Below are 11,729 nucleotides of genomic sequence, written 5' to 3' on the forward strand. Positions count from 1 at the left end.
CAACCTTGGCTAGCCGCCCTTCTTCATCGCCTTGCCGGCTTCGGCCCGCTGCCGGCGCACCGCCTTCGGGTCGGCCAGCAAGGGGCGGTAAATCTCCACCCGGTCGCCCTCGCGCAGCGGCGTCTCCGGCTTCACCGCCTTGCTGAAGATGCCCAGCTTCAGGTTGGCCATGTCGATGTCGGCAAACTCGGCCGCCAAGCCAGACGCCTCTACCGCCTGCAACGCCGTACTGCCGGCAGGCAAGGCCAGGCGCACGATCTTTTGCCGCGCCGGCAGCGCGTAGGCCACCTCCACAGTAATGCGCTCAGTCATCGCCGTACACCCGGTCGGCTTCCTTGATGAACGCGTCCACCAGCGTGCCGGAAATATGGCCGAACACCGGGCCGATCACCGTTTCCAGAATCTTGCTGGAAAACTCGTACTGCAGGCGGAACGACACCTTGCAGCCAACGTCGCCCAGCGGCTGGAACTGCCAGCGCCCCTCCAGAAACTTGAACGGCCCGTCCACCAGCTGCATCACGATGGTGGATGGCGGCTGGTTGACGTTACGGGTGGTGAAGTGCTGCTTCACCTTCAGGTAATCGATGTGCAGGCTGGCCACCAGGGTGTCGCCCTCACGCGAGTGTTCCTCGCCTTTGGCGCACCATGGCAGGAAACGGGGATAGTGGGCGACTTCGTCCACCAGACGGAACATTTGCTCGGGCGTATGCGCCACCAGCACGTTTTTTTCGACGGTTTGCATGGTTGCTGCAGCGATGGAAAGCGGCAAGGTTATCAATGCGCAGGCGGGCGGGCAAGCCGCCACGGCAAGCTGCTGAATTTCCGGCACTTTGGCGCAGGCGGCTTATCTGCTAGAATGCGCGATTCCCTGCACACCCCGATTACACGCCGCCATGAGCATTATCGACAACCGCAAGGCCTTCCACGACTACTTCATCGAAGAGCAGCTCGAAGCCGGTCTGGTGCTGGAAGGCTGGGAGGTCAAGTCCATCCGCGCCGGCCGCGTGCAGCTGAAAGAAAGCTACGTCATCTACCGCAACGGCGCCTTCTACCTGTTCGGCTGCCACATCACGCCGCTGCAGTCGGCCTCCACCCACGTCAAGCCCGACCCGGTACGCGACCGCAAGCTGCTGCTGAAGCAAGAGCAGATCAACCGCCTGATCGGCAAGGTAGAGCGCGCCGGTTACACCATGGTGGCGCTGAACCTGCACTACAGCAAAGGCAACATCAAGGCCGACATTGGCCTGGCCAAGGGCAAGAAGCAGCACGACAAGCGTGAAAGCGAAAAAGAACGCGAATGGCAGCGCGAGAAGCAGCGCCTGATGCGCAACAAGGGTTAAGCACATGAAATCCAGCGCCTTCCTCCCCCTGGTACTCATCGTCCTCGGCGTGCTGTGGTTCCTGAAAAGCTCGGCCCTGCTGCCGGACACCACCACCCTGCTGGCGCTGATGCTGGCCGCCAGCGGCGTGGTGCTGCTGGTGGTAGACGGCCTTACCAAATCCACGCTGGTCACCGCCCCGATGCTGATGTACGCCGGCGTGGCGGTGTACCTGTTTGACGAAGACAAGCTGCGCCTCAGCCACATGCTGTCGCTGGGCATGGTACTGCTGGGCGTGCTGATGCTGATCGCACGCAGCGAACGCATCCCCGAACGCCGCCAGCGCCGTCTGCCCGACAGCGACTAAAGTAAACGTATTCCAAGCATTACTGGCTACCTGCCAGTTTTTTACCTTCAAGGACAGTCATGGACAAAATCCTCATCCTCGATTTCGGCTCCCAGGTCACCCAGCTGATCGCGCGCCGTGTACGTGAAGCGCATGTTTACTGCGAACTGCACCCGTTCGACATGCCCATAGACGAGATCCGTGCCTTCGCTCCGAAAGCCATCATCCTGTCCGGCGGCCCCAACTCGGTATACGAGTCCGACTACCAGGCCGACCCGGCCCTGTTTGAACTGGGCATCCCGGTGATGGGCATCTGCTACGGCATGCAGTTCATGGCGCAAAGCCTGGGCGGCAAAGTGGAAGCCGGCGACAAGCGCGAGTTCGGCTACGCGCAAATCCAGGCCCGCCACCACTCCAAGCTGCTGGAAGGCCTGCAAGACCACATCGACGACGCCGGCAACGGTTTCCTGGACGTGTGGATGAGCCACGGCGACAAAGTCACCGCGCTGCCGGCCGGCTTCAACGTTATCGCCGAAACGCCGTCCTGCCCGATCGCCGCCATGGCCGACGAAAGCCGCGGCTTCTACGCCGTACAGTTCCACCCGGAAGTGACCCACACCAAGCGCGGCACCGAAATGCTGCACCGCTTCGTGCTGCACATCGCCGGCGCCAAACCCAGCTGGACCATGCCCAACTACATCGAGGAAGCGGTACAAAAAATCCGCGACCAGGTAGGTGACGAAGAAGTCATCCTCGGCCTGTCCGGCGGTGTGGATTCCTCCGTTGCTGCCGCGCTGATCCACCGCGCCATCGGCGACCAGCTGACCTGCGTCTTCGTCGACCACGGCCTGCTGCGCCTGAACGAAGGCAAGATGGTGATGGAAATGTTCGCGCAGAACCTGGGCGTGAAAGTGATCCACGTCGACGCCACCGCCCAGTTCATGGGCAAGCTGGCCGGCGAAACCGACCCCGAGAAAAAGCGCAAGATCATCGGCGCCGAGTTCGTTGAAGTGTTCCAGCAGGAATCCGGCAAACTCACCAACGCCAAATGGCTGGCGCAGGGCACCATCTACCCGGACGTGATCGAGTCCGCCGGTGCCAAGACCAAGAAAGCCCACGCCATCAAGAGCCACCACAACGTGGGCGGCCTGCCGGAAGACATGAACCTGAAGCTGCTGGAGCCGCTGCGCGACCTGTTCAAGGACGAAGTACGCCAGCTGGGCGTCGCCCTGGGCCTGCCGCACAACATGGTGTACCGTCACCCGTTCCCGGGCCCGGGCCTGGGCGTGCGCATCCTGGGTGAAGTGAAAATGGACTACGCCGACCTGCTGCGCCGCGCCGACGCCATCTTCATCGAAGAACTGCGCAACACCGTGGACGAGAAAACCGGCAAAAACTGGTACGACCTCACCAGCCAGGCCTTCGCCGTGTTCCTGCCGGTGAAATCGGTAGGCGTGATGGGCGATGGCCGCACCTACGACTACGTCGTAGCCCTGCGCGCCGTCATCACCAGCGACTTCATGACCGCACACTGGGCCGAGCTGCCGTACAGCCTGCTGGGCAAAGTGTCCAACCGCATCATCAACGAAGTACGCGGCATCAACCGCGTGGTGTACGACGTGTCCGGCAAGCCGCCGGCAACCATCGAGTGGGAATAATCCCCCGGCTTGGCCGCCCTGCGGCCAACCCTGACGCCCAGGCCCGCCGCGTGCGGGCTTTTTTCATGCCCATGCTACTGCGCACACCAACCCCGCCAGCAAACAGGCTTGCCACTTGCAGTTCGACCACCCCACCACCACAAAACGCCGCGTTTAGTCGCCCCAAAGCGCAACTATACGCCAGACCCTGCCTGTCCAAGCCGGCAACGCATACGCTATCGACGCCAAACCAATCATGACGTACGATTACAAAATCGATCAGGTGCGGGGGGTACATGAGTACGCAAACCAAGAATACTACTGCCGACATTGCCAAAGGCTGGACAGCGGAACAAGGCGTGGCATTCGAGTGTGCCCGTGAATACATCGCGGAGCTGATGGCAATACAGAGCAAACTGCTGGCACGGGAGAGGGCCAAGCCAGCGCCAGATGCCGATACGATCTGCCGATTGCAGCAAGAGCAAGCCAGGCTTGCTGAAGAACGTAGCACTCTGAAAGTGCAAGACAGTATCGCTATCGACCGCATTCGCAAGGAATACGGAGCAAGGCTTAAAGCCTGGCATCAGCAGCAAGCGGAGCAGAGCTGCTAAGACCTTGGGGCGCAGCCCCAACCCCCGCCACGGCCGCGTGGACCTCGGGGAGCAGGGGGTAAACCTCCCTACTCCCCGACGTAAGCCTATTTCCGCTACGAATGCGTCAAGGGTTCGCTTCGCCCGCGCCTGTACCATTTGTACCAAGAACAACCAAGCCTACTGTTGCGCGGCCCTTGACCCCCTCTGCGCTTAATCTGCTCCTTTGCCGAGCTGCGAACGCAAAAAAGCCCACATTAGCGTGGGCTTCTACTTAGTGTGGTACACGATAGCGCGGCTCCGATTGCCGAGTTATGGGACGTACACAGTTTATATTAACACTCTAGCAGCTAAAAATCAACAGTTGAAGACCGTGATAACTATATTGCCCATATTCTTCCATACTAGAAAGTGCGCAAATGAATACCCATAAAAATACAATTGATATACCAGAATTAACAACACATCTTCGCACACTAGGCCCGATTCGGGCTATAGCAAAATATTTTCGAGCACATCAAAAATCAGAGCACTCTGACTTAATAAGAGAAATTGTAACAATACTAAATTCAGAAGATGCACCATCTATAGATCTTTACCTAGATGAAGCATTAGAAGAATTATCTGGATTTGAATTCTTTAGAATTCAGAGAATTTTATGTGAATTAATGATGGAGCTTCATGTAGATCAAGACGTCCTTCTTAATCTAACAGTAAAGCTAATTGACTTTGGTGGCAATGATTTGGCCGCAGGAAGCCCAGGTGTTTTCTTTGGAGAATGGTCTAAGCATGCCAAGAGCCGATCCCAAGAATTTTATAAAGAAGTAAGCTTAAATAACAATCTTGCCATTAGATTACTTTACAATGTATTAACAGCCAATTCCGATATCGAACAAGCAATTAGATTCTCCAAAAACTCAGATCAAGATATAAAATTTGCTGCAATGGCAGCCTTAGCATCAATAGACTTAGGTCTCCAATACGAAGAAACCCTTACAGCCCTACTATATAACACCTCTAGCGATAATGACGCAGTTGCTCTTCGATCGCTAGAATGCAGTTATGCAGCAGCCGCGAGGCGAAAAATATCGGCCCCCGAAGTTTTCGACGAAAAACTAGCGTTTCATCTTAAAAATAGAACACCAGAAGCAATCCACCTGGCATCAAAACTGCTATGCCATCACCGTCCAGGACTTTCCGATTTTGCAATTGAAATTTGCTTTGACAATATAATACATGTAAACCCATCACATACTGGAACTATATCAAATATTGATAATGCACTATATCAAATAATTAGCGAAGGAGCGTTTGAGCGAGCCTTCTGCATCATGCGTGAAATCATAGATAGTTCTCAAGGCAAAATTAGCTTTGAGAATTTTTGCAGTGCATACCATGCATTACAAAGCTCAGGAACTGAAATCTTAGGCAATGCCATAGTTTTCTGGTTACTAAATGGCGGATTATACACATGCAAATCACTAGCAAATGCAGTTTGCACAGTCGGAAATAAAAATCCATCCTTTACAGTTACAGCATCATCAATACCTTTAACACCGTCAGAACAAATATTTCTCTGCCACAGAGCAATTGGGTGGTTTTTCATGGACCCTCTAGCAGCCATACCTATTCCTCTTGCTATACTTAGACATGGCTCACCAGATGTAAAGAATGAAGTTATGGAATTAATTTTCAATCCACTACTCATGAGTTATAGTGGAAAACTAAAAGAATATATCGAAAATTATGCCAGTAGGAATAGTGAAATAAATGACTTGTTAACGGCATTGCTAAACCGTAGAGAGCAGTTCAATAATTCGTTAGAAGGTATTGACCAGCTAGTTGAGTTACACCCCAGCGAAATGCAACTTGAAATAGACAGGATTCGATGGGATGAAAAAATGAGAATAAGCATGAAGCAAAGTCGTGACAAATCAATTCTGAACGACATCTGCACAACACAATACATACTGTATGGCAGGTCATCATTAGCTTCAGTATATACAGAAACTGGGGCTGCGGATTTAAGGGAAGTAGAAATGGCAACTATTTCGATTGAGACGGAACTACCACTTTTGAACATCATAGATCCGATCTCTCTTGATCATATGCTTCGCCATTTCAGAATAAGAGATCGGGAAATGAAATGAAACTTGTAGTGATGCATTACCTGCGCTCGCTCCGCGAACGTGACGAACTTGATGCTATTTTACCCGATCTACTTACAGAGAATGGGTTCGAAGTTTTGACGCGACCCCGTCGTGGAACAAGACAGGCTGGCGTAGATGTTGCTGCTATTGGACCTAATCAGGATAACAACAATACCAAAAGTATATTTTTATTCACAATAAAGTCTGGTGACTTGACGAGAGAGCACTGGAACTCCAGTCAGCAGGCTGTGCGTCAATCTATATGTGACATTTTGGATGACTACATTCCCAACCGTATTCCTCCACAATTCATCAATATGCCAATTGTTATTTGCATATGCATGGGTGGAGAAATGCGCGAAGATATCCGTGCGCAATGGAGTGGCTTTTGTAGATCACATGAAAAAGAAAATATAAAATTTGCGGAATGGAATGGTGATCGCTTAGCAGACATGATCCTAAAAGGAATGTTGCGAGCTGAGTTAATGGATGGTAACAATAGAAGCCTTCTCCATAAAGCACTAGCAATGCTAGATCAACCTGAAATTTCCTACAGACATTTCAATCAATTAATAAAGTCAATTCTAAAAGATAATAAAAGCGAAAAAGAGCTCACCCGTCAACTACGCAAAGCTTATCTTTGCCTATGGATTTTATTCGCATGGGCTCGCGAAGCAGGGAATATTGAAACTGCATACAGGGCCTCTGAACTAGTTCTTTTACACAGCTGGCCCAACTGTGATCCGACCAGAATTAATAAAGAATCAATGAAAAATGATAGATTAAATCACTTTGAAAAAGTGGTGTTCCTTCATTTAATCATTGCCAAGCATCTTTTGATAGATAAAATTGGACCATTTGCCAAAAAGCATTACGCCTTATCAATGGCAGTAAACTCGCGAAACACAAATGACATCAACATTTCTCTGTTTGAGATACTAGGACGATTGTGCCTACATGGTTTATGGCTTAATAGCTTTAGCGAAATAAGCGACGAAGTTTTAGCAAAGAAATATGGCGAAGATGCTGACAAAGCCCTGAATATTGCTATTGAAATGATAATATCAAACCCAATTCTCGAAATGCCTATCCGAGACGATTTTGCAATTGAAATCTCCCTTCTTATGCTATTGGCAGCTTCTCGAAATAGAATCAGCAACATTGCGCAATATATTTTGTGCCTATCAGACAACTTATGCAACGGTCTGATAATGCGACAACACTATCCAACAGTAGCAACTGACTATCGTGATGTTCTTTCACACCCTAGTGAACAAAGTGATGAATACTTCAAAGAGCACACTCGTGCCAGTATTCTCTACATATTGGTATTAGCTTGGCTTAGAATGCTTGGCGATAATAAACGTGCTGAACAGTTGCGCAAGTATCTATCTGAAAATGCCCCCCACATGACACACCAAATCTGGTTGCCTGATAGTCAATCTGATACTGTTTTTTGGTATGGAGATAGATCACATGGATTTTCCGTCCCAGGGTTGCCAATAAATGAATCACTCGAAGAATCCTTCAAGCTTATCAACGAGGCAATCATAAAACATCCGCTTCACTCGCGAATAAGTGCATTTAATATCAACTTAGGTGCAGTATTCTTAACAGCATGTAGGCATTATAGAATGCCAATACCACCTCATGTTTGGATAGCATATCAAATCAGTTCGTCGGCACCCGACAACATCAAGCACACAGTTCATGACGACAATAAGGAATCACTACCCTAGTAAAAATCCACGATGAATGAGGTAAAGATTCTATCGCATGACTTAGCCAAAAGAGGACATGGTATTTTTTATGGTACAATTGACAAGGCTAAAATAAGCAATTGAAATCATTAGAATTTTTGTAGCGCAACATAATCGAGTGGGAGTAATCCCCCAGCTTGGCCGCCCTGCGGCCAACCTTTACACCCAGGCCCGCCGCGTGCGGGCTTTTTACTGTTTGCCCCATCATGACCCACACGCTTGAACAACTGCGCAGCGGCGCGCTGCACGGCATTACCCGCCTCAACTTGCGTGGTGATCTGGAACAGTTTCCGGACGAGATCTTCACGCTGGCCGACAGCCTGGAAATCCTGGACCTCAGCGATAACCAGCTCACCTCGTTGCCGGAGACGCTGCCGCGGCTAACGAAGCTGCGCGCCATTTTCTGCTCCGGCAACCCGTTTACCACGCTGCCGGCAGTGCTGGGGCAGTGCCCCAGCCTGAGCATGATCGGGTTCAAGTCCTGCCGTATCGACACCGTTCCTGCGGCGGCCTTGCCCGCCGGCTTGCGCTGGCTGATCCTCACCGACAACCGCATCCAGCAGTTACCCGATGCGCTGGGCGATTGTCACCAGCTGGAAAAGCTGATGCTGGCCGGCAACCAGCTGCACAGCCTGCCGGCCAGCCTGGCACAGTGCCGGCAGCTGGCGCTGCTGCGCATTGCGGCCAACCGCTTTGATCGTCTGCCGGACTGCCTGCTGTCGCTGCCAAAACTGGCGTGGCTGGCGTGCGCCGGCAACCCATTCAGCGAGCCGGCAATGGCCACCACGGCGGCCGCGCCGCTGGACGAGATTGACTGGGCAGCGCTACAGCTGGGCGCGGTGCTGGGCCAGGGCGCGTCCGGCATCATCCATGCGGCGCGCTTGGCGGATGGCCGCGACGTGGCGGTCAAGGTGTTCCGTGGCGATGTCACCAGCGATGGCCTGCCGGCCTGCGAGTTGGCCGCCGCACTGCACGCCGGCTCTTACCCCGGCCTGATGCCGTTGTTGGGCCGCTTGCGCGGGCACCCGGACGGCTTGGCCGGGCTGGTAATGCCACGCTTGGCAGACGGCTACCAGGCGCTGGCCGGCCCGCCCAGCCTGCAAAGCTGCAGCCGCGACGTGTACGCGCCAGGCTTTGCCGTAACACTGCCGCAACTGCTGGCCACCGCAGGCTGCGTGGCGGGTGCCATGGCGCACTTGCACCAGTGCGGCATCATGCATGGCGACCTGTACGCGCATAACACGCTGGTGCATGCCAGCCTGCCACCGCTGCTCAGCGATTTCGGCGCCGCCAGCCGCTACGCGCCCGATGGCCCGCACGCCGGCTGGCTGCAGGCGCTGGACGTGTGCGCGTTCGGCTACCTGCTGGGCGAATTGCTGGCCGCCTGCCCCCAGGCCGCCAGCAGGCCAGGGCTGACGGCGTTGGCCGACACCTGCACGCAAGCGGATAGCCACTTGCGCCCGGGCTTTGGCCAGATCGTGGCGCAGCTGTCTGCACACGGTGCGGCGCTGCAGGCTTGATACGGCGCATGGCAAGCGGTTTCCCGGCTTGCCAGTCATGCCAATACGCTATAGCGTTATAAAATTGCCCCAGCCTGTTATCAGGAGCGCGCTTGTCTGCCCAGCCTACCCCGCCACCGGCTCGCCATAGCATTGCCAAGCCATTGCAGCTGATGATTCTTGCCCTGCTGTTGCCGGTGCTGCTGATTGCCGGTGTCACGCTGTGGCTGCTGCAACACATGGAAAGCCTGCTGCTTGCCGTGCCGCTGCCGCCGGCCTTGCTGGCCGAGCTGCAGGGGGTGCTCAGCCGCGGTAGCGTGCTGTTGTGGCTGGGCTTGCTGGTGGCCATCCTGCTGGTGGTATTTGCCGCGTTCTATTACGTGGATTACCTGCTCAGTGCCCGCCTGCAGCGGCTGGCGGGGGCCATGCGCGACATGCTGCAAGGCCACGCGCCGGAACCGGTACGCGACAGCCATCAGGACGAAATTGCGGTGATGGCCGGCGCGCTGGACGCCTTCCGCGACATGATGCTGCAACTGCGCGAGAAAACCGACGACCTGCACCAGGCCAAAGAGGCCTCCGAAGCGGCCACCCGCGCCAAAAGCGACTTCTTGGCCAATATGAGCCACGAAATCCGCACCCCGCTGACCGCGGTGCTGGGCTACACCCAGCTGGCGCTGGACGAGCCGGGCTCCGAGCAGCAGCGCGACAACCTGCACAAGGTGGAAGCAGCCGCCCGCACCTTGCTGGGCGTCATCAACGATATTCTGGACTTTTCCAAGATCGAAGCCGGCAAACTGGTGCTGGAAGACGTCAGCTTTTCGCTGCAGGACACGGTGGCCAACCTGCGCAACATCATCCAGATGCAGGCTACCGAGAAAAAGCTGCTGTTCACCATCGACGTCAGCCCCGACATGCCGGCCTGGCTGCGCGGCGACCCGCTGCGCCTGAGCCAGATCCTGCTTAACCTGGCCAATAATGCGGTGAAGTTCACCCAGTACGGCCAGGTACGGCTGGCCATCCGCGGCCGGCAGCACGGGCCGGACGATTACGAACTGCACTGTGCGGTTAGCGATACCGGCATCGGCATGACACCGCAGCAGGTGGAGCGACTGTTCCAGTCGTTCAGCCAGGCCGACACCTCCACCACGCGCCGCTTTGGCGGCTCCGGGCTGGGGCTGGTGATCAGCCGCCAGCTGGTGGGGCTGATGCGCGGCCAGATCAACGTCAACAGCGTGCCGGGCGAAGGCTCCACCTTCCGCTTCAACGTGCACCTGAAACTGGGGCAAGCCCCTGCAGTCAGCCCCCTGCCGGACAGCAGCGACGCCAAGCAGCTGCAGCACAACCCGCTGCATGGGCTATACCTGTTACTGGCAGAAGACAACGAACTGCTGCAAGCGTACGAAAGCCAGCTGCTGCAATCGCTGGGCGCGCGCGTGATGGTGGTGGGCGATGGCGAGCAGGCCGTCAGCCAGGCACTGAACCCGGCGCAGCGCTTTGACGCCGTGCTGATGGACATCCAGATGCCACATCTAGACGGCCTGGAAGCCACCCGACGCATCCGCACGCAGCACGACGCCGACAGCCTGCCCGTCATTGCCATGACCGCGCATGCCATGGAAAGCGAGCGTCAGCGCTCGCTGGATGCCGGCATGAACGACCACCTGAGCAAACCGATCAACCCGGAGACCCTGGTTGCCACCTTGTTGCGCTGGGTGGTGCCACGGGCCCGGCAAGGAGCCCGGCCGATGACTGCAACCGACAGCCCCCCACTGCTACCTGCCCTGCCCGGCTTTGACCTGGCCGCAGCCCTGCAGCAACTGGGCGGCAAGGACAGCCTGCTGCACAAGCTGTTGCTGCGCATGCGCAAGGACTATCGCGATGCGGCCGAGCAGATCCAGGCCCAGCTGGACGCCGGCAACGACGCCGAGGCGATGCGGCTGGCGCACTCGCTGAAGGGGGTGGCCGCCACCCTTCACATCAGCCAGCTGCAAAAAGCCGCCGCCGCCATCGAGGCCAGCCTGGCCGCCAACGACCGTCAGGGCGCCGACCTGCTGATGCCCGCCTTGCTGCGCGCCATGGAAGAAACCAATGCCAGCCTGGCACTGCTGGACGACGGCAGCGCGGCGGCGCCCAGCGCCAGCAGCCTGCCGATGACGGCGCTGCAAGAGCTGGACCGGCTGCTGAGCGAGCGCAACATCCGCGCCAAACGGGTGTACGCCGGCATTGCCGAACAGTTGGCCGCCCACGACGCGGCGGCCAACCTGCGGCTGGCGCAGGCGCTGGAACAGCTGGACTTCATCTCCGCCCGCCACCAGCTGCTGTGCTGGCTGCAGCAAGCCGATCAGCCTGGCTGAGCACCGCGCCCCATGCAAAAGCCCCTGCCAGCAGAATGCGGCAGGGGCTTTTGCATGATCTGGCCAACGCA

At 55.8% G+C, this 11,729-nt stretch carries 10 protein-coding genes; 8 read left to right on the forward strand and 2 right to left on the reverse strand.

Annotated elements, in window-relative coordinates; translation table 11 throughout:
* Positions 1-9 precede the first annotated feature (9 nt).
* Together FLQ03_RS03010 and FLQ03_RS03015 are read right to left on the reverse strand one after the other, a co-directional pair.
* Positions 10-312: an RnfH family protein gene (locus tag FLQ03_RS03010; protein ID WP_144371909.1), complete on the reverse strand. Its 303-nt coding sequence runs from the start codon at positions 310-312 to the stop codon at positions 10-12.
* Positions 305-742, reverse strand: coding sequence for a type II toxin-antitoxin system RatA family toxin (locus FLQ03_RS03015; protein ID WP_144371910.1), 438 nt, complete (start codon positions 740-742; stop codon positions 305-307). The genes FLQ03_RS03010 and FLQ03_RS03015 overlap by 8 nt, the downstream gene beginning before the upstream one ends.
* 151 nt (positions 743-893) lie before the next feature.
* Between FLQ03_RS03015 and smpB the strand changes: the two genes are divergently transcribed.
* The 8 genes from smpB to FLQ03_RS03055 all read left to right on the forward strand — a co-directional run bounded on the left by smpB (position 894) and on the right by FLQ03_RS03055 (position 11,658).
* Positions 894-1,340, forward strand: a complete 447-nt coding sequence (gene smpB, locus FLQ03_RS03020; RefSeq protein ID WP_144371911.1) for an SsrA-binding protein SmpB — start codon at positions 894-896, stop codon at positions 1,338-1,340.
* Positions 1,341-1,344: 4 nt separating this feature from the next.
* Positions 1,345-1,686 (forward strand): hypothetical protein, encoded by a 342-nt coding sequence (locus FLQ03_RS03025; protein ID WP_144371912.1) that lies wholly within the window; start codon positions 1,345-1,347, stop codon positions 1,684-1,686.
* Between the two features lie 59 nt (positions 1,687-1,745).
* Positions 1,746-3,323: a glutamine-hydrolyzing GMP synthase gene (gene guaA, locus FLQ03_RS03030; RefSeq protein WP_144371913.1), complete on the forward strand. Its 1,578-nt coding sequence runs from the start codon at positions 1,746-1,748 to the stop codon at positions 3,321-3,323.
* A 275-nt stretch (positions 3,324-3,598) separates the two neighbouring features.
* Positions 3,599-3,913, forward strand: a complete 315-nt coding sequence (locus FLQ03_RS03035; RefSeq protein WP_144371914.1) for a hypothetical protein — start codon at positions 3,599-3,601, stop codon at positions 3,911-3,913.
* A gap of 398 nt (positions 3,914-4,311) precedes the next feature.
* Positions 4,312-6,042 (forward strand): hypothetical protein, encoded by a 1,731-nt coding sequence (locus tag FLQ03_RS03040; protein ID WP_144371915.1) that lies wholly within the window; start codon positions 4,312-4,314, stop codon positions 6,040-6,042.
* Positions 6,039-7,781, forward strand: a complete 1,743-nt coding sequence (locus tag FLQ03_RS03045) for a hypothetical protein (protein ID WP_144371916.1) — start codon at positions 6,039-6,041, stop codon at positions 7,779-7,781. The genes FLQ03_RS03040 and FLQ03_RS03045 overlap by 4 nt, the downstream gene beginning before the upstream one ends.
* 227 nt (positions 7,782-8,008) lie before the next feature.
* Entirely contained in the window at positions 8,009-9,322 is a 1,314-nt protein-coding gene (locus FLQ03_RS03050; RefSeq protein ID WP_144371917.1) for a leucine-rich repeat-containing protein kinase family protein, read from the forward strand.
* Positions 9,323-9,414: 92 nt separating this feature from the next.
* Positions 9,415-11,658, forward strand: a complete 2,244-nt coding sequence (locus FLQ03_RS03055) for a hybrid sensor histidine kinase/response regulator (protein ID WP_144371918.1) — start codon at positions 9,415-9,417, stop codon at positions 11,656-11,658.
* The last annotated feature ends 71 nt before the right edge of the window (positions 11,659-11,729 follow it).

The organism is Vogesella urethralis, from assembly GCF_007644045.2.
Taxonomy (GTDB): Bacteria; Pseudomonadota; Gammaproteobacteria; order Burkholderiales; family Chromobacteriaceae; genus Vogesella; species Vogesella urethralis.